The 16,939-nt window shown below is 63.5% G+C and carries 18 protein-coding genes; 12 read left to right on the forward strand and 6 right to left on the reverse strand.

The features are described 5' to 3' along the window. The first annotated feature begins 76 nt into the window (after window positions 1-76). Entirely contained in the window at window positions 77-787 is a 711-nt protein-coding gene (locus tag BG60_RS14840; protein ID WP_008353855.1) for a hypothetical protein, read from the forward strand. A gap of 88 nt (window positions 788-875) precedes the next feature. Here BG60_RS14840 and BG60_RS14845 read toward each other — a convergent pair whose 3' ends face one another. Both BG60_RS14845 and ydiK read right to left on the reverse strand, forming a co-directional pair. Beyond that, on the reverse strand, window positions 876-1,418 hold the full coding sequence (locus tag BG60_RS14845; protein WP_008353854.1) for a DUF6572 domain-containing protein: 543 nt from the start codon (window positions 1,416-1,418) through the stop codon (window positions 876-878). A 191-nt stretch (window positions 1,419-1,609) separates the two neighbouring features. Further along, a complete protein-coding gene (gene ydiK / locus BG60_RS14850; RefSeq protein ID WP_075583509.1) occupies window positions 1,610-2,782 on the reverse strand; it encodes an AI-2E family transporter YdiK in 1,173 nt (390 codons plus the stop codon). 342 nt (window positions 2,783-3,124) lie between these two features. Here ydiK and BG60_RS14855 point away from each other — a divergent pair, with 342 nt between their 5' ends. Genes BG60_RS14855 through BG60_RS14865 form a run of 3 tightly spaced genes read left to right on the forward strand, consistent with a single transcriptional unit; the run spans window position 3,125 to window position 6,138 of the window. Further along, entirely contained in the window at window positions 3,125-4,867 is a 1,743-nt protein-coding gene (locus tag BG60_RS14855; protein ID WP_008353852.1) for a pyrroloquinoline quinone-dependent dehydrogenase, read from the forward strand. After that, on the forward strand, window positions 4,864-5,487 hold the full coding sequence (locus BG60_RS14860) for a c-type cytochrome (protein ID WP_008353851.1): 624 nt from the start codon (window positions 4,864-4,866) through the stop codon (window positions 5,485-5,487). The genes BG60_RS14855 and BG60_RS14860 overlap by 4 nt, the downstream gene beginning before the upstream one ends. 3 nt (window positions 5,488-5,490) lie before the next feature. Further along, window positions 5,491-6,138, forward strand: coding sequence for an ankyrin repeat domain-containing protein (locus BG60_RS14865; RefSeq protein WP_008353849.1), 648 nt, complete (start codon window positions 5,491-5,493; stop codon window positions 6,136-6,138). Between the two features lie 73 nt (window positions 6,139-6,211). On the opposite strand, the gene BG60_RS14870 is transcribed toward BG60_RS14865, so the two are convergent. Next, entirely contained in the window at window positions 6,212-7,126 is a 915-nt protein-coding gene (locus BG60_RS14870; RefSeq protein ID WP_008353847.1) for a LysR family transcriptional regulator, read from the reverse strand. A gap of 106 nt (window positions 7,127-7,232) precedes the next feature. Between BG60_RS14870 and BG60_RS14875 the strand changes: the two genes are divergently transcribed. Together BG60_RS14875 and BG60_RS14880 are read left to right on the forward strand one after the other, a co-directional pair. Further along, window positions 7,233-8,195: an alpha/beta fold hydrolase gene (locus BG60_RS14875; protein ID WP_008353846.1), complete on the forward strand. Its 963-nt coding sequence runs from the start codon at window positions 7,233-7,235 to the stop codon at window positions 8,193-8,195. Window positions 8,196-8,250: 55 nt separating this feature from the next. Further along, a complete protein-coding gene (locus tag BG60_RS14880; RefSeq protein ID WP_034471907.1) occupies window positions 8,251-9,201 on the forward strand; it encodes a glutathione S-transferase family protein in 951 nt (316 codons plus the stop codon). On the opposite strand, the gene BG60_RS14885 is transcribed toward BG60_RS14880, so the two are convergent. Both BG60_RS14885 and BG60_RS14890 read right to left on the reverse strand, forming a co-directional pair. Next, window positions 9,189-10,124 carry a 3-hydroxybutyryl-CoA dehydrogenase gene (locus BG60_RS14885; RefSeq protein WP_268811655.1) on the reverse strand — a complete coding sequence of 312 codons (936 nt, stop codon included), beginning with the start codon at window positions 10,122-10,124 and terminating at the stop codon, window positions 9,189-9,191. The genes BG60_RS14880 and BG60_RS14885 overlap by 13 nt on opposite strands. A gap of 5 nt (window positions 10,125-10,129) precedes the next feature. Beyond that, window positions 10,130-10,615, reverse strand: a complete 486-nt coding sequence (locus BG60_RS14890; protein WP_008353843.1) for a 2,4'-dihydroxyacetophenone dioxygenase family protein — start codon at window positions 10,613-10,615, stop codon at window positions 10,130-10,132. A 117-nt stretch (window positions 10,616-10,732) separates the two neighbouring features. Between BG60_RS14890 and BG60_RS14895 the strand changes: the two genes are divergently transcribed. The 5 genes from BG60_RS14895 to BG60_RS14915 all read left to right on the forward strand — a co-directional run bounded on the left by BG60_RS14895 (window position 10,733) and on the right by BG60_RS14915 (window position 14,667). Further along, the gene (locus BG60_RS14895; protein WP_008353841.1) at window positions 10,733-11,659 is read left to right on the forward strand and encodes an ABC transporter ATP-binding protein; all 927 of its coding nucleotides are present in this window, start codon (window positions 10,733-10,735) and stop codon (window positions 11,657-11,659) included. Continuing rightward, window positions 11,656-12,417: an ABC transporter permease gene (locus BG60_RS14900; RefSeq protein ID WP_008353839.1), complete on the forward strand. Its 762-nt coding sequence runs from the start codon at window positions 11,656-11,658 to the stop codon at window positions 12,415-12,417. The genes BG60_RS14895 and BG60_RS14900 overlap by 4 nt, the downstream gene beginning before the upstream one ends. 42 nt (window positions 12,418-12,459) lie before the next feature. Continuing rightward, the gene (msrB, locus tag BG60_RS14905) at window positions 12,460-12,939 is read left to right on the forward strand and encodes a peptide-methionine (R)-S-oxide reductase MsrB (protein ID WP_008353838.1); all 480 of its coding nucleotides are present in this window, start codon (window positions 12,460-12,462) and stop codon (window positions 12,937-12,939) included. Between the two features lie 38 nt (window positions 12,940-12,977). Beyond that, window positions 12,978-13,559: a hydrolase gene (locus tag BG60_RS14910; RefSeq protein WP_008353837.1), complete on the forward strand. Its 582-nt coding sequence runs from the start codon at window positions 12,978-12,980 to the stop codon at window positions 13,557-13,559. 61 nt (window positions 13,560-13,620) lie between these two features. After that, window positions 13,621-14,667 (forward strand): patatin-like phospholipase family protein, encoded by a 1,047-nt coding sequence (locus BG60_RS14915; RefSeq protein WP_008353836.1) that lies wholly within the window; start codon window positions 13,621-13,623, stop codon window positions 14,665-14,667. Between the two features lie 210 nt (window positions 14,668-14,877). Here BG60_RS14915 and BG60_RS14920 read toward each other — a convergent pair whose 3' ends face one another. Continuing rightward, a complete protein-coding gene (locus tag BG60_RS14920) occupies window positions 14,878-16,041 on the reverse strand; it encodes a metallophosphoesterase (protein WP_008353835.1) in 1,164 nt (387 codons plus the stop codon). 259 nt (window positions 16,042-16,300) lie between these two features. Here BG60_RS14920 and BG60_RS14925 point away from each other — a divergent pair, with 259 nt between their 5' ends. Then, the gene (locus tag BG60_RS14925; RefSeq protein ID WP_008353834.1) at window positions 16,301-16,897 is read left to right on the forward strand and encodes a hypothetical protein; all 597 of its coding nucleotides are present in this window, start codon (window positions 16,301-16,303) and stop codon (window positions 16,895-16,897) included. Window positions 16,898-16,939: the final 42 nt, after the last annotated feature.

Raw genomic sequence — 16,939 nt, forward strand, 5'->3', positions numbered from 1 at the left:
TGCAGCGAACCGTCCAGATGACCGATGGTCGAATCGGGCTTATCGAACATCGGACAATTCTGAGGAGGAACCGAACATGGCGAACCGTACGTATCGAACGGCGCTTCTTTCGGCTGGGATCGCATTTGCGGTAATCGCGCCGGGGGCATCGTACGCACAACTCAATCTTCAACAGTTCGGCTTCGGCAGCGGCAAGTCCGACGTGACGTCGGGCGCGAACGGCGCGACGCAGCCTTCGGCGCTGAATTCGCTTCTGCAAAGCTATGTCGGCGCGAACCAGCAAGTGCTGACCGGGCAGTCGACCCTCGCCTCGGCGATGGGCATGTCGAGCGTCGCGAGCCAGGCGCAATCGGCGGCGGGGTTGCTCTCCGGCGCATCGGGCGGGAACGCCGTTCCGAGCACGAGCGTATTGTCGCAACTCGGCGGCACGCAGCAGAGCGTGTCCCAATCGCTGATGCAGGCATTCACGAACGGCTCCGCGACGCCGCCGACAGCCGCCAGCAAGAAGACCTTCAGCGACGGCCTCGCGTCGCTCGGGCAGGGCGTAAAGCAGTACGCCGGCCTGCAATCGAATCTCGGCTCGGTGACGAATTCGATGAACATGTCGTCGCTGCTGGAGGCGGGTTCGAATCCGTCGACCGTGCAGGCGGCGAGCTATGTCGCGCAATCGGCGCCGGGGCAGTTGCAGTCGCTCATGCAGACGCTCTCGCAAGCGGTGCAGTACGCGAAGACCAATGGCATTTCGGTGCCGTCGATCGCGACAGCGGCGCTGAGCGGCGCGCAGTAACGCGATGTGAAGCGGCGATCACGCGCGCAAAGGAAAAGCGGCGGGGCTCATGCGAGCCACGCCGCTTTTTTCGATCGCGGGAGTTGGTTCAGTAGCTTGCCGCCTGACGCATCGCGAGACGCCTGAGCAGGGGCAGCGCCTGCGGCAGGCCCGATTTGGGCATCGAGGGCGGAAGATACGAAACGTCGGCGACGTCGGCGAGTTGCTGCATGCGCGGGTCGGGATCGAGCACTTCCAGCGCGGGCGGCTCGACCGGTTCGGCTGCGACGCGCTCCGGTTTATCGACGGAAATGCCGAGCGAATGACGCACGTCGACGCCACGGATATGCACCTTGTAACCCGCGTCGGTCACGACGCGTTCGCGCGATTTCCAGAATTCGAGTCCCGACGGCGTCATGGGATGCATCGACACGTATTCGACCACGATCTCATAGCCGCGAACTTTCGGATAATTCAACAGCAATTTGCCTGAACGAATATAACGGATGTAGCGGTCGATCTTCTTTGTGAGCAAATCCTGATGCTTCTCTTCATCGCGCCAGTCCAGATCGTCGAAGAGCCCGACATATACGCGCTTGAAGAGAATATTCACTCCGATGTAATCGATGTCGTCCACGTCACGCAAAGACATGGTCAATCCCCTGCGCCCTCAATCGGGCAAATAACGAAGGATTGCATTGTAACGGATATGCATCGCCCAAAAACCGTGAAACACCGTGTTAACCGGCACAAAATCTCATTTTCGTAAGAGTCCGAATTCTCGATTTAAGCGCATTCCGATTGTCGATAAAAAATGCGACAAATCGAGAATATCTTTATCAATTAACCCTGTCTTCCCGATGTATCCGCGAGACCCCGCGCCGACGGGGTGTTCGCGATTTCCTCGTTACTCATCGCTTCGACTTGCGGCAGCGGCGGTTGCTCGTTGATCCACGCGTTCAGAATCGTCGACGTCACGGCGAGAATCACCGGACCGATGAACAATCCGACTATTCCGAATGCGAACATGCCGCCGAGCACGCCGGAGAGAATCAGCAGCATCGAGAGATTCACGCCGCGCTTGATGAGAATGGGGCGCAGGAAGTTATCGAGCATCGCGATCATGATCGACCACACGAGCAGCATCGAAGCGACGACGGTCGATCCGTTCCAGAAGAGCCACGCAACGCCGCCGAGCAGCGGCAGGAGCGGGCCGATCTGCGCGAGGCAGAGCATCAGCATGACCGCGGTGATGATGCCCGCGGCGGGCACGCCCGCAACCGCAAGCCCGATGCCGCCGAGCGCCGATTGCGTGACCGCCGTCACGACGATGCCGAGCGCGACCGCGCGGATCGCGAGGCCGGCGAGCTTGACGGCTTCGGCGCCGCGCTGCGCGGCGATGCGCGTCGCGAAGCGCGTGACGAAGCGGCCGGCCGCCTCGCCGTTGGTGTACAGAATGCCGGAGATGATGACGGTGATCACCATGTGCATGACGAACACGCCGACCACGGCCGCATGCGAAAGCATCCAGCGCGCGACGATCGTCACGTAGGGTTCGAGCTTCGCGAGCAGGCCGCCGGGGCCGGCGTCGGAGAGCATCTGCCATTCCTTCGATACGCGCGCGCCGACGAGCGGCACGTCATGGATCCAGCCCGGCGGCGGCGGCAGCGCGTAGCTCGGCAGACTCTTGACGGCGGCCATGATCTCGCCGCCGTGCTCCGCGAGCGTCGAGATCGCCGAATAGAGCGGCAGCACGATGACGACCAGCAGCATCAGCAGCATGACGGTGGTCGCGATCCAGCGGCGGTTGCCGCAGCGGCGCTGCACGGCGAGCATGAGCGGCCAGGTCGCGACGACGATCGTCGTCGCCCAGATGAGTCCCGGCAGGAACGGGCGCAGCACGTAGAGACTGCCGACCGTGAGCGCGGTCAGGATCGTGATGACGAGCAGAATGCGCGCGATGTCCACCGGCTGGCGGGGATTCGGATTCGGCTGTCCGTTGGATAGGATGGGCATGATGCGTCCGGATAAAGGTGATGATCGAAGCGGCGCCCGCGCAAAGGCCACGCGCGTGACGAGGATGAACGAGCGATAAGCGAAAGCCGGCGATCCGGCAAGCCGCTCCCGGCATCGACGGGCGCAATCATAACGGCACTCCAATCCATACTACTAAAAATCGGCGCCCGTCTTCCCCTGAAATACCCTTCGTGCAGCGCGTGCCGAAACGAACGCGCGCCTTTAACGAAATCTGGAAATGCATTTTTAAATTGCCTATTCTTTTTTGCGGGCGCAGAAGAGGGCACGCAATGTTCCGCCGCGCATAACGAGGCCCACACAAGAACGATTTGGGAGACTGACATGGCCGGTTTTTCCCGTACCTCGCTCGTTGCGCTCATTGTTGCCGTCGGTGCTTTCGGGATCGTGACATCGCCCGGAATCGAAGCCGCCGACGAAATCCAGAACGCCAACACGACGCAAGCCTCGCCAGTCCCGAGCTCGCTGCGATCCATCTCGCAGCAGCAGCTCGACGGCGCCGCGGGCGACAGCGCGTCGTGGCTGCATTCGAACGGATCGTATGCCGAAACGCGCTACGCGCCCGCGACGCAGATCAACACGTCGAACGTCGCCAAGCTCAAACCGGCGTTCATCTTCCAGACCGCCGTGATGGAGTCGATGGAAACCGCGCCGATCGTCTCGAACGGTGTGATGTTCCTGACCACGTCCTACAACCACGTCTACGCGATCGACGCGGTCACGGGCAAGGAGTTCTGGCATTACAAGCACAAGATGGGTCCGGTCACGACGTTCTGCTGCGGTCCGAACAATCGCGGCGTGGCGATCTCGGGCGACCGGCTCTTCATGGGCACGCTCGATTCGAAGCTCGTCGCGCTCGATGCGAAGACCGGCAACGTGCTCTGGTCGACGCAGATCGCCGATCCCGAAGAAGGCTATTCGGAGACGATGGCGCCCGTCGTCGTCGAAGACAAGGTGCTGATCGGCACGAACGGCGGCGAGTACGGCATACGCGGCTTCGTGAAGGCGTTCGACGCGAACTCCGGCCAGTTGCTGTGGACGTTCTACACGATTCCCGATACCGGCAGCGAAGGCGTCTGGGCCGAGAACGACGCCGTCGGCCGCAACATGAAGCGCGACATCGCGGCGGAAAAGAAGACGCTCGCGGAGAAGGGCGGCGACTTCAACAAGACGCTCGGCGGCGGCGTGTGGATGGCGCCCGCGATCGATCGCAAGACGCGCACGGTGTACTTCGTGGTCGGCAATCCGTCGCCGGACCTCTACGGCGCGATTCGTCCCGGCGACAATCTCTATACCGATTCGCTCGTCGCCGTCGATCTCGACAGCGGCAAGTACAAGTGGCACTTCCAGTACATCGCGCACGACGTATGGGATCTCGACGCGGCGAGCCCGCCGATTCTCATCGACGTGAAGGACAAGAACGGGCAGATGATTCCGGGCATCATCCACGGCGGCAAGACGGGCTTCGTCTATGTGCACGATCGCCGCGACGGCAAGCTGATTCGCGTCTCCGAAGCGATGATTCCGCAGGAAGGCGTGTGGACACTGCCGACGCCCACCGGCGCGCGGATGCTGCCGGGCGCGAACGGCGGCGTCGAATGGTCGCCGATGGCCTTCAGCCCGAAGACGCGCATGGCGTATGCGGCGAACCTGCATCAGCCGATGACGTATCAGGTCGAGGAAGTCGCGTACCCCGGCGGCAAGCTGTGGCTCGGCGGCGCGTTCAAGGTGATTCCTTCCGAGCAGCAATGGGGCAGGCTTGTTGCGGTGAACGTCGATACCGGCAAGATCGCGTGGGGCTTCAAGACGGATCAGCCGTTGATCGGCGGCGTACTCGCGACGGCGGGCGGGCTCGTCTTCAACGGCGAAGGCAACGGCCTGTTCCGCGCCTTCGACGCCGCCACCGGCCGCAAGCTCTGGGAGTTCCAGTGCGGCGCGGGGGTCAACGCGCCGGCGGTGTCGTACATGGTGAACGGCAAGCAGTACATCGCGGTCGCGGCGGGCGGCAACACGCAGCTCGACTTCAAGCGCGGCAACAGCCTGCTCGTGTTCGCGCTGCCTCGATGATGACGCCTTCGAAGCGATCGAAACGCGTGCGTGTCTGGCTCGTCTACGCGCTGTGGCTCGTCGCGTGTCTGCTGTTGTCGCTGCCGTCGCTCTCGCGCGCCGCGGACGCGCAGACGGCTGCCGCGACGAAGGCCGCCATCTGCACATCGTGCCATGGCATCAACGGCAATTCGACGACGGGCGATTATCCGTCGCTCGCGGGGCAAACGTCGCGCTACATTTATCTGCAATTGCGCGACTTCAAGGCGGGCCGCCGCAGCGATCCGCGGATGTCGCCGATGGCCGCGAATCTCACGCCCGACGACATGCACCTGCTCGCCGATTACTTCGCCGCGCAAAAGCCCATCGCCGCCGATTTCAAGGCGGACCCGGTGAAAGTGGAAGCGGGCAGGAAGAAGTCCGAAGAGATTCTGTGCACGATGTGCCATCTCGGCGGCTTCTCCGGGCAGAACGAGATCCCGCGCGTGGCGGGACAGCAGTATCCGTACATCGTGAAGCAGTTGCAGGACTTCCGCGACCGGAAGCGCACCAACGACGCGGGCAACATGACGAGCGTGTCGAAGAATCTGACCGACGCGGACATCGAGAATCTGGCGAACTACATCGCGAATCTGCAATGACGCATGACAAAACGCCTACGCTTGCTGACCATTTTCCTGTCGATGACATGCGCGATCGCTTACGCGCAAGAGGACGCCTACACGCTCAACGAACGCCTGCTTTCCGCGACGCGCGAAGGCGATCAGGCGTCCGTCGCGCGCTTGCTCGATGAAGGCGCGGCGATCGATTCGCGCAATCGCATCGGCGACACGCCGCTCATCAGCGCGTGCAAGAAGGGCCTCGCGCCGATGGCGCGCATACTGATCGAGCGCGGCGCGAACGTCAGCCAGGCCAACGTGCAGGGCATCACGCCGCTGATGGCCGCGGCCTTCGACGGCAACGACGAAATCGCCGCGCTGTTGATCGCGCGTCACGCGGATGTCGCCGCGACGGATCGCGTCGGCAAGACGGCGATCGAATACGCGGCGGGGCAGGGGCGCACGGCGATCGTGCAGCTTCTGCTCGATGCCGGTGTCGATGTGAACGCGGCGTATCGCAATCATCTGACCGCGCTGATGTGGGCGGCAGGCTACGATCGCGACGAAACCGCGTCGATGTTGCTCGCGCGCGGCGCGAAACGCGATCTGCGCGACGATCGCGGCCTGACAGCGATGGACATCGCCGAGCAGACGCATTCGATGCGCGTCGTCGAGTTGCTGTCGAAGGGTTAATCGGCCGGGGAGCGTTGCGCGCCGACGCGCTGCAAATCGCTGGCTTCGGCCGTTTCGCGAACACGCGGCCGCGTCACGCGAACGCGTCGATGCCATCGACGAGACGTTGCGCGAGACGCGGTTGCCGCAACTGCTCGATCCACCATTGCAGCGCGCGGCCTTCGTGATCGCCGCGCCAGCCCACATACAACACGTTCGGCTCGCGCGGATCGGCGGTTTCCTTTTCGACGAGTTCGCCGCGCGCAAACAACGCCTGCACGCGATACCGCGGCACCCAGCCCGTGCCCAGGCCTTGCCGCTGGGCGAGAATTTTTGCGCGCATCGTCGGCACGGCGAGCGCGGCCTGACCGCCGAGCACGCCGTAAGCGCGTCCCGCCGAACGCGACGAATCCGCGACGACAACCGCACGATGCGCCGCGATCTGCTCGCGCTTGAGCGGCCCGCTGACGCTCGCGAGCGGATGACGCGGCGACACGGCGAACACCCACTGCATCACGCCGAGCTCGAACCAGCGCAGACCGGGAATCGCGGGCGGCTCGTTGGTCGCGCCGACGATCAGATCCGCGCGGCCGTCGCGCAACGCTTCCCAGGTGCCGGAGAGCACTTCGTGCGTGATGCGCAGCGCCACGCCGGAACCGAGCGCATCGAACGCCTGCACGACCGGCAGCAGCGTCTCGAATTCGAGGATTTCATCGCAGACGAGCCACAGCCGGTCTTCCCAGCCGCTCGCGACCTGCTTCACGCGCTGCGTGAGCCGCGACACGTCGAGCATCAGGCGCGAGGCTTCATCGGCGAGAAGATGTCCGGCGGGCGTCAGTTGCAGCCGATAACGCCGCCGGTCGAAGAGCAGCGCGTCGAAACGCGTTTCCAGTTGCCGCGCCGCGTGCGACACGGTGGACGGCGCCTTGCCGAGCCGCGCCGCCGCGCGCGACAAGCTGCCGGTTTCACGAATCGCATCGAGCAGCGAGAGTTCTTCCTCTGACAACATGTTCGACTCCATCGAACGAGTTCATCGTCCGGATCGTACGGCAAAAGCGCGGCGGGGGGCCAACCTGAGCGTCATCGGATAACCGAACCTTCGATGGAGCTGAACGATGAAAACCTTCCTACACACGATCCGCCGCGCCGTTGGCGTGCTTGTCGCCGCCGCTGCGCTGCAACCGTCCGCGTATGCCGCGAACGCGCCGCGCCCGCCGCAACCCGTCGCCGCCGCGAGCGCGATGCAGTCCCGCACGATCGATGCGAACGGCGTCGAACTGCACTATTTGCAAGTTGGACACGGCGACGCGACGCCCGTCGTCCTCCTGCATGGCTACACGGAAACGAGCCGCATGTGGCAACCGCTGATGACGCGTCTTGGCGGTGAGCGCGTCGTAATCGCGCCGGATCTGCCGGGCGCGGGCGGCTCCGCGATGCCCGCTTCCGGCTACGACAAGAAGACGCTCGCGCAAGACATTCACGCGATGGTGCAAGCGCTGGGCTATCGCAAGGTGAAGCTGGTCGGGCATGACATCGGGCTGATGGTCGCGTATGCGTACGCCGCGCAATATCCCGACGAAGTCGAAAGCATCGTGCTGATGGACGCGTTTCTGCCGGGCGTCGGCGACTGGCAGAAAGTCTGGCTGTTGCGCGATAAATGGCACTTCAATTTCTACGGCGACACGCCCGAAAAGCTGGTTCGCGGACGCGAGCGCGTTTTCTTCGAGCACTTCTGGAACGACTTCGCCGCCGATCCCGCGCATTCGGTGAGCGAAGCCGATCGCCGCTATTATTCGGCGCAATACGCGCGCAACGGCCGCATGCGCGCGGGTTTCGAATACTTTCATGCGTTCCCGCAAGACGCGGACGATTTTGCCGCGTTCGCGAAGACGCCGCTTCCGATGCCGATGCTCGTCCTCACCGGCGAGCGCGCGTCGGGCACGTTTCTGATCGATCAGGCGAAGCTCGTCGCGACGAACGTGCAAGGCGTGGTCGTGCCGGGCGCGGGCCACTGGCTGATGGAAGAAGCGCCGGACGCGACGATGGCGCAACTCGTGCGCTTCATCGAACAAGACTGATTGATATGAATGCCGTGGCGCGCCGATTGCGCCACCCCACGCAAGGAGAATCGAAATGGGACTGCTCGTCGACGGAGAATGGCAGGACAAGTGGTACGACACGTCATCCACGGGCGGACGCTTCGTGCCCAAGGACGCGGCGTTTCGCAACTGGGTCACGGCGGACGGCGATACCGGCTTCAAGGCCGAGGCAGGGCGTTATCACCTGTATGTGAGTCTCGCGTGCCCTTGGGCGCATCGCACGCTCATCATGCGCGCGCTCAAGGGGCTGGAAGCGATGATCGACGTATCGGTCGTCAACTGGCTGATGCTCCAAAACGGCTGGACCTTCGACGACGCGCCGGGCGTCGTGCCCGATTCGATCAACGGCGCGCGCTATCTGCATCAGGTGTACACCGCCGCCGATCCGCATTACACCGGTCGCGTCACGGTGCCGATTCTGTGGGACAAACAGCGCGGGACGATCGTCAATAACGAGTCGTCGGAAATCATTCGGATGCTGAATTCGGCGTTCGACGGCATCGGCGCGAAGCCGGGCGATTACTATCCGCGCGAGTTGCGCGAAGAGATCGACACGCTCAACGCGCGCATTTACGACACGGTCAACAATGGCGTCTACAAGGCGGGTTTCGCGACGACGCAAGCCGCCTACGAGGAAGCGGTGATGCCGCTCTTCGAGACGCTCGATTTTCTCGAAGAACGCCTCGGCACGCACCGCCATATCGCGGGCGACCGGTTCACCGAAGCCGACATTCGCCTCTTCACGACGCTCGTGCGCTTCGACGCCGTGTACTTCGGCCACTTCAAGTGCAATCTGCGGCGCATCGCGGATTATCCGAATCTGTCAAAGTTCGTGCGCGACGTTTACGCGATGCCGGGCATCGCCGCGACCGTGAACTTCGAGCACATCAAGCGGCATTACTACGAGAGCCATCGGACGATCAATCCGACGGGCATCGTGCCCGCCGGACCGGTGCTCGATTTCGTCGCTTCTCAATCGTACTGATACACGCCGCGCTTCGTCTTGCGACCGAGGCGTCCCGCCGACACGAGCTCGCGCAACAGCGGGCAGGCGCGGTACTTGGAATCGCCGAAGTCCTTGAGGAACACGTCCATCACCGAGAGGCACACGTCGAGGCCGATCAGGTCCGCGAGCGCGAGCGGTCCGATCGGATGATTCGCGCCGAGCTTCATGCCGGCGTCGATTTCCTCCGCGCTCGCGACGCCTTCGTACAGCACGAAGAACGCTTCGTTGATCATCGGCACGAGAATGCGGTTGACGACGAAGCCCGGCGAATTGCGCACGCCGATCGGCGATTTGTCGAGCTTCTCGGTGAGTTCGCGCACGGCGGACGCGGTTTCATCGCTCGTCTGCACGCCGCGAATCACTTCGACGAGTTGCAGGAGCGGCACCGGATTGAAAAAGTGCATGCCGATGAAGCGCTCGGGCGTGGCGAGCGTCGCGGCGAGCGCGGTGATCGAAATCGACGACGTGTTCGACGCGATGATCGCATCGGCGCGCGCGGCGTCTTCGATCTGCTTCAGAATGCGGTTCTTGAGCTCGGCGTTCTCGGTCGCGGCTTCGATAACGATGTCCGCTGCGGCGAGACGCCCGTAATCGGTCGACGTTTCGATGCGCGTCAACGCCGCGTCGCGCGCCGATGCCTCCAGCTTGTCCTTCGACACGAGCCGCTCGAGGCTGCCCGTCAGCGTTTTGATGCCTTTTGCGAGCGCGGCGTCGGTGACGTCGATCATCACGACCTTGAAGCCCGCGACGGCGGCGACCTGCGCGATGCCGTTGCCCATGGTTCCTGCGCCGACGATGCCGACGGTCTGAATCTTCATGCTTTTGCTCCTCCTTGATCTGCGCCGGCGCGTGCGGCCGGCAAACCGGAAATGGTCGAAAGCGCGCGAGGCGCGTCCTGGCATCGATTCTAACCAGCGGAAAAGGCGGTCAGATCTTTTGGCGCGATGCCGTTTGCGTCGCAAAACGCAAGGTATCGGTCGAGTCCGCTTTTCCAGTTTTCGGCGGCGAGGACGTGGCCCTTGTCGTTCACGAACAGCAGTTCGCCCTGAATGATATTGAGCGTGACGATGTCCGCGCCCCCCGAATCCGGTGGCAGCGCCTCGGGCGTGTGGCTCGAACCCGCCGTCTCGTACACGATGCTGCCCGGCTCCGCGATCCACTCGTGCTCGCGATATTTCCAGCGCCCCTGCACCGTATAGACGATCACGGTTCCCGTATGACGATGACGGGGCATCTCGCCTTTCGCCGGCGCCTTCATCATCGCGATGACTTCGCCGCGAACCGGGTCGAGCTTGAAATACTTGACGAGCACGCGCTCGCTGTACGGCGTGAACGGCACCCACGGCAGGTCGGCGTCGTTGAGGCACGAGGTCTGGATCTGTTCGAACAGCATGATGTGGCTCCTTTCGGGAACGGCCATCTTATGCACTGCCGCGCGCGTCGAACATTGGCCGAATGGCCGACCCCTTCATTCAAGCCGGAAGGCGCGGTATCTGCTATCGTCCACGCCATGTCGACCATCATCACCGTTTCCAATCTGTCCAAGACCTACGGGTCGGGCTTTCGCGCGCTCAGGGACATCAACCTCGAAATCCGTCGCGGCGAGATTTTTGCGCTGCTCGGCCCGAACGGGGCGGGCAAAACGACGCTCATCAGCACCGTCTGCGGCATCGTCAATCCGAGCGAGGGCAAAGTGACCGTCGCCGGTCACGATATCGTCACCGACTATCGCGCCGCGCGCGCGATGATCGGTCTCGTGCCGCAGGAGCTCACCACCGACGCCTTCGAAACCGTCTGGGCGACCGTGTCGTTCAGCCGCGGGCTTTTCGGGCGGCCGAAGAATCCGGCTTACGTCGAGAAGGTGCTGAAATCGCTGTCGCTCTGGGCGAAAAAGGACAACAAGATCATGACGCTCTCGGGCGGCATGAAGCGGCGCGTGCTGATAGCGAAGGCGCTCGCGCACGAACCGGAGATTCTGTTTCTCGACGAGCCGACCGCGGGCGTCGACGTCGAATTGCGCCGCGACATGTGGAACCTTGTGCGAGAGCTGCAGGGCAACGGCGTGACCATCATCCTGACGACGCACTACATCGAGGAAGCGGAGGAGATGGCGGATCGCATCGGCGTCATCAATCGCGGCGAAATCGTGCTCGTCGAGGAAAAGCGCGAGCTGATGCGCAAGCTCGGGCAGAAGAAGCTCACGCTGCAACTCGAACATCCGCTCGCCGAAATTCCGACGCAGCTTCAGCCCTACGGCCTCGCGCGTTCGGCGGACGGCGGCGAACTCACGTACACATATGACGCGCAGGACGAGCCGGGCCGCATTATTGCGCTGCTTCGTCACGTCGACGAAGCCGGCGTGCGTTTCAAGGATCTGCAAACGACGCAAAGCTCGCTTGAAGATATTTTCGTGAGCCTCGTCAGGGAAGCCAAATGAATCTATACGCCGTTCGCGCGATCTACCGTTTCGAGATGGCGCGCGCCGGGCGCACGCTGATGCAAAGCATCGTGTCGCCGGTCATTTCCACATCGCTTTATTTCGTCGTCTTCGGCGCGGCCATCGGCTCGCGCATTCCGGAAGTCGACGGCATCAGCTACGGCGCGTTCATCGTGCCCGGCCTCGTGATGCTGTCGCTGCTGACGCAAAGCATCGCCAATGCGTCGTTCGGCATCTATTTCCCGAAGTTCACGGGCACCATCTACGAATTGCTGTCCGCGCCGGTGTCGTACTTCGAGCTCGTCGTGAGCTATGTCGGCGCGGCGGCGACGAAGTCCGTCATTCTCGGGCTCATCATTCTTCTGACCGCGCGGTTATTCGTGCCGCTCAGAATCGATCATCCGGTGTGGATGATCGTCTTTCTGCTACTCACGTCGGTAACGTTCAGCCTGCTCGGGTTCATCATCGGCATCTGGGCCGACGGCTTCGAGAAGCTGCAGATCATTCCGCTGCTGATCGTCACGCCGCTCACGTTCCTCGGCGGCAGCTTCTATTCGATCAATATCCTGCCGCCGTTCTGGAAGGCGGTCGCGTTGTTCAATCCGGTCGTCTATCTGATCAGCGGCTTTCGGTGGAGCTTTTACGGACTCGCCGATGTCCACGTCGGCGTGAGTTTCGGCATGACGCTGGTGTTTCTTGCGGTGTTTATCGCGATCGTCGCGTGGATCTTCAAGACGGGATACCGGTTCAAGACGTAGCGCGGCGCCGGCTGTCAACCAAGGCATGAGGGCGTTCATCGTATGAAGATCATGAGGCGCACGAAGCGCAATTTTCTCGGTGCGATGGCGGCCGCCTTCACGGGCGGGTTTCCCTCGGCGCCCGCCAGATCGTACGAAATCGATCACACCAGCGCGGACTGGCGGCGCCGTCTGTCGTCGGAACAATTCCGCGTGCTGAGGCGCGGCGGCACCGAGCCGCCGTTCTCGAGCCCGCTGCTCAAGGAACGCCGCGACGGCACATACGCGTGCGCGGGATGCGGATCCGCGCTGTTTTCGTCGGCGACGAAATTCGATAGCGGCACCGGCTGGCCGAGCTTCTGGAAGCCGGTCGATGGCGCAGTCGCGACGCACGCGGACGCAACCGGCCACATGCGCAACGAGGTCCATTGCCGGCGCTGTGGCGGGCATCTCGGCCACGTTTTCGACGACGGTCCGAAACCTACCGGCCTGCGCTATTGCATGAACGGCGCGGCGCTTGAATTCCTGCACGACGAAGCCTGACATCGCGCAGTCATCCATCCATTTCTAGCCGACTCGCCATGAACGCACCTGAACTCAAGCTCGATGCCGCGAAGACCGCGCTCGTGCTGATCGATTTGCAGGCGGGCATCGCCGCCTTGCCCGTGCAACCTCACTCCGCCGCGAGCGTGCTCGCCAATGCGCGCGCGCTCGCCGACCGCTTTCGCGCGCTCGGCGCGCCGGTCGTGTTCGTCAAGGTCGCGTTTCCGAACGCCCCCGGCGGCTTGCGGCCGATCACCGACGCAGGTCAGGCGCAGGAAGCGCCCGAGCCGGCGGGCTGGAGCGACCTGTGCGCGGAACTGGACGTGCAAGCAACCGATATCGTCGTCACGAAGCGGCAGTGGGGCGCGTTCTACAATACCGACCTCGACTCGCATCTGCGCCGGCGCGGCATCGGCACGATCGTGCTGGGCGGCATCGCGACGGCGATCGGCGTCGATTCGACGGCGCGCGGCGCGCACGAGCGCGGTTATCAGCAAGTGTTTGTCGAGGACGCGATGAGCGATCTCAACGCCGACACGCACGAATCGACCTGCCGCTACATCTTTCCGCGCATCGGGCGCATTCGTTCGACGCAGCAGGTGCTCGCCGCGCTGGCATAGCGGCGCGTGTCGCCTATCCTGTAGCGTACGTCCGATATCGACGGACGCGAGAGGTGCGGCGATGGCGGCCATTCCCAAAGTAGCGATCGCGTGTCAGGGCGGCGGCAGCCATGCGGCATTCGCCGCGGGCGTGCTCGACCGGTTGCTGAGCGGCGAGTTCGTCAACCGCTTCGAACTGGTGGCGCTGTCCGGCACGTCGGGCGGCGCGATGTGCAGCGCGCTCGCGTGGTGCGGACTGCTGCTCGGCGGCCCGCCCGACGCCAGGCGGCGTCTCGCCGCGTTCTGGAAGGATCTGGAGGCGCGCGACGGGCCGGATATCGTCGTCAACGCGGTCGGTACGTGGTATGCACGCTTGCCCGTCAATGCGGAGATCAGTCCGTATCTGTATCCGCCGATAGCCGAAGAACGCCTGCGCGAACTGCTCGCCAAGCATCTGCCTTTCGCGTCGCTTCCCGCCGATCCGCAACTGCGCGCGAAGCCGACGCTTCTCGTCGGCGCAACGGACGTGCGTTCGGGCGACCGCGTGATCTTTCCCGGCGACAGGCTCGATCAGGACCAACTGGTCGCCTCGGCTGCGGTGCCGCCGCTGTATCGCGCGGTCGCGGCCGATGGGCGCATGTGCTGGGACGGCCTCTTCAGCAGCAATCCGCCGGTGCGCGAATTCACCGACTTCGCGCTCGATTCGCGGCCCGACGAAATCTGGGTCGTGCAGATCAATCCGCAGTATCGGCGCGAGTTGCCTGAATCGATGAACGAGATCATCGACCGTCGCAACGAGTTGTCCGGCAATCTCGCGCTCGGGCAGGAGCTTTACTTCACGACGCGCGTGAACGAACTGCTTGCAGCCGATGCGTCGCTCGAAAAGCGCTACAAGCCGATCAAGGTTCGCGTCGTGGAGATGCATCTCGACGCGAAGGATTATCCCGGGCCGCTCGACTATGCATCCAAGCTCGATCGCAATCCGGCGCTGATTCATGCGTTGATGCGCAAAGGACGCGAGCGCGCGGAATGGTTCTTCGACGCCCGCTCCGACTGGCCGCGCGAGGGCACCGCCCCGCACAGAAGCGTCTATGCGACGACGCCCGCGGCGATGTCGGCGAAAGCGTGAGTGGAGATTCGGACTCCGTGACAATCGAACTGCGTTTCATTGTTTAGGAGATTTCTTATGTCCTCGGTTTTTCTGTTCGCCTATTTTTCACTTACTCGCTGGCGGGGCCCCGCCCGTCAATCGAGTTGCCCGTTCATCACCGTGATCGGGAGTAGCGCTTGTCCCCGAGCGCTGGACGCGCGCCGCACCCTACGGCGCGCGTCCCTTTTTTTATGCGGCCGTAGCCGCAACCAGTCGAACCAGCGTGATCTCTGAAGGCGCGCCCAGCCGCTTGGGCGGTCCCCAATAGCCGGTTCCACGGCTCGTATAGACCCACAGTCCGTTGAACTTAACGAGTCCGGCGACGAACGGCTGTTGCAGCCGCACGAAGAAATTCCACGGCAGGAATTGACCGCCATGCGTGTGCCCCGAGAGCTGTAGCGTGAAGCCCGCTTCGGCGGCGGCCGTGGCGCTGCGCGGCTGGTGCGCGAGCAGCACGCGCACGATGGCGTCGTCGGGTGCGCCGCTGATCGCCTTCGCGGGATCGCTGCGATGCGCCGGATCGAAACTGCCCGCGCTGAAATCCGTGACGCCCGCGACCACGGCTTGAGCGCCGTCATGATTCAGCACGACATGCTGATTGAGCAGCACGGTCAGGCCGAGACGCCGAAATTCGGCGATCCACTTGTCCGCGCCTGAGTAATATTCGTGATTCCCGGTGACGAGAAACGCGCCATGCCGCGCGCTGAGGCCCGCGAGCGGGCGTGTGTGATCGGCGAGATTCGGCACGCTGCCGTCGACGACATCGCCTGTCACGGCGATGAGATCAGGTTCGAGCCCGTTCACGGCGGCGACGATGCGTTCCACATAGTGCCGCTTGATCGTCGGGCCGACGTGGATGTCGCTGATCTGCGCAATCGTGAAACCCTGGAGCGCGGCCGGGAGATTGTCGATGGGCACATCCACGCTCACGACCGGCGCGCGCCGCCGCGCGTTGTAGAAACCGATCGCGGAGAAGAGCACGGCGAGGAGCGGCACGGCGAGCGCGCTATAGCCGACGAGCATCGGCGAACCGACGGGCGCGCCGCGCAGCCAGTCGGCGAGATGCACGAAGAGGAGCATCACGTCGCGCGCGAAGGTCAGCAAGAGCAGCGACGAGAAAAAACCGAGCGCCGTCAGCCCGAACCAGGCGAGGCGATCCGCAAGCGACTGCGGTTCGATCTGCCGGGCCGCCATGCCGAGCGGAATCGTGATGACCGATGCCGCAAGCAACAGCGCCGCCAGCACCTTGAGCGGCAGGCCGACGGGCGCATCCGGGATGAGCCGGACGCCCACATAGATATGAAACAGAACGCCGATGCCGATGAAGCGGAGAAAGAATGCCGAGCGTCGCATAGCGCTCCTGGAGAGATCGGGGAAGCGGCAAGGAGACGGGCGGCGCGCGCCCGTGGCGGATATGGGGCCGATTCTACCGGTTAGACGCCGGGCGCGCCTTTGTCGACGCGCGTCGCGGAGAAGATGGCGAATCGTAATATATCGTTCGAATGGCTCGGCGCACGCGGCGCGGACGTTATAAATACGCCGCCTCGACTGTCGTTGCGACAGTCGCACGGCGGAATTTCCGCATCGCGTTTTTATTCGAGGAGTCCATTCAATGAATCTGAAACTGTGTGCCGCTGCAATCCTTTCCCTGTCCGCAATCGTCGCTTCGACGGGCACGGCGCTCGCGCAAGACAGAACGCTGGCGGCGACCGCGGAACAAGTCGTGAGCCAGGAGCAGCCGGTTCATATCCGGGCGCAGATCGTCGGCATCGATCGCGCGAATCGCGCGCTGATGGTGCGCGGCGCGAACGGTGATTCGACCGTCCAGGTGGGCAAGGAAGTCAAAGGCTTCGAGCAATTGAAAGTCGGCGACCAGATCGACGTCACCTACAAGGCCGCGTTGCTCGTCAGCGCCGAGAAAGTGACGGGCGCGGCCAAGGGCGACCGTACGCGCATCGATACGACGACCTATCAGCCGACCGTGGGTGCCGACGGCGTGACGGGTTTCGATGCGACGCGCCGCATCGAGACGATCGCGACCGTCGAAAGCGTCGACGTGAAGAAGCGCAAGATCACGCTGCGCGGCGCATGGCGCACCGAGACGCTCGACCTCACGCCGGGCATGGCTGCCGAGAAGCTGAAGAAGGGCGACACGATCCATGCGGTGTACGTGTCGGCGACGGCGGTGCAAGTGACGTCGGCACAATGATCGGCAGGACGTTCTGAACGGCAAAAAGCCTCGGCACGAAAT

Origin of the sequence: Caballeronia zhejiangensis (genome assembly GCF_000698575.1) — a bacterium.
Taxonomy (GTDB): Bacteria; Pseudomonadota; Gammaproteobacteria; order Burkholderiales; family Burkholderiaceae; genus Caballeronia; species Caballeronia zhejiangensis.

Excerpts from the sequence above, each read along its gene's own strand:
- BG60_RS14840 (WP_008353855.1), top strand. The coding sequence starts at position 77 with ATGGCGAACCGTACGTATCGAACGGCGCTTCTTTCGGCTGGGATCGCA.
- BG60_RS14845 (WP_008353854.1), bottom strand. The coding sequence starts at position 1,418 with ATGTCTTTGCGTGACGTGGACGACATCGATTACATCGGAGTGAATATT.
- ydiK (WP_075583509.1), bottom strand. The coding sequence starts at position 2,782 with ATGCCCATCCTATCCAACGGACAGCCGAATCCGAATCCCCGCCAGCCG.
- BG60_RS14855 (WP_008353852.1), top strand. The coding sequence starts at position 3,125 with ATGGCCGGTTTTTCCCGTACCTCGCTCGTTGCGCTCATTGTTGCCGTC.
- BG60_RS14860 (WP_008353851.1), top strand. The coding sequence starts at position 4,864 with ATGATGACGCCTTCGAAGCGATCGAAACGCGTGCGTGTCTGGCTCGTC.
- BG60_RS14865 (WP_008353849.1), top strand. The coding sequence starts at position 5,491 with ATGACAAAACGCCTACGCTTGCTGACCATTTTCCTGTCGATGACATGC.
- BG60_RS14870 (WP_008353847.1), bottom strand. The coding sequence starts at position 7,126 with ATGTTGTCAGAGGAAGAACTCTCGCTGCTCGATGCGATTCGTGAAACC.
- BG60_RS14875 (WP_008353846.1), top strand. The coding sequence starts at position 7,233 with ATGAAAACCTTCCTACACACGATCCGCCGCGCCGTTGGCGTGCTTGTC.
- BG60_RS14880 (WP_034471907.1), top strand. The coding sequence starts at position 8,251 with ATGGGACTGCTCGTCGACGGAGAATGGCAGGACAAGTGGTACGACACG.
- BG60_RS14885 (WP_268811655.1), bottom strand. The coding sequence starts at position 10,124 with ATGCCAGGACGCGCCTCGCGCGCTTTCGACCATTTCCGGTTTGCCGGC.
- BG60_RS14890 (WP_008353843.1), bottom strand. The coding sequence starts at position 10,615 with ATGCTGTTCGAACAGATCCAGACCTCGTGCCTCAACGACGCCGACCTG.
- BG60_RS14895 (WP_008353841.1), top strand. The coding sequence starts at position 10,733 with ATGTCGACCATCATCACCGTTTCCAATCTGTCCAAGACCTACGGGTCG.
- BG60_RS14900 (WP_008353839.1), top strand. The coding sequence starts at position 11,656 with ATGAATCTATACGCCGTTCGCGCGATCTACCGTTTCGAGATGGCGCGC.
- msrB (WP_008353838.1), top strand. The coding sequence starts at position 12,460 with ATGAAGATCATGAGGCGCACGAAGCGCAATTTTCTCGGTGCGATGGCG.
- BG60_RS14910 (WP_008353837.1), top strand. The coding sequence starts at position 12,978 with ATGAACGCACCTGAACTCAAGCTCGATGCCGCGAAGACCGCGCTCGTG.
- BG60_RS14915 (WP_008353836.1), top strand. The coding sequence starts at position 13,621 with ATGGCGGCCATTCCCAAAGTAGCGATCGCGTGTCAGGGCGGCGGCAGC.
- BG60_RS14920 (WP_008353835.1), bottom strand. The coding sequence starts at position 16,041 with ATGCGACGCTCGGCATTCTTTCTCCGCTTCATCGGCATCGGCGTTCTG.
- BG60_RS14925 (WP_008353834.1), top strand. The coding sequence starts at position 16,301 with ATGAATCTGAAACTGTGTGCCGCTGCAATCCTTTCCCTGTCCGCAATC.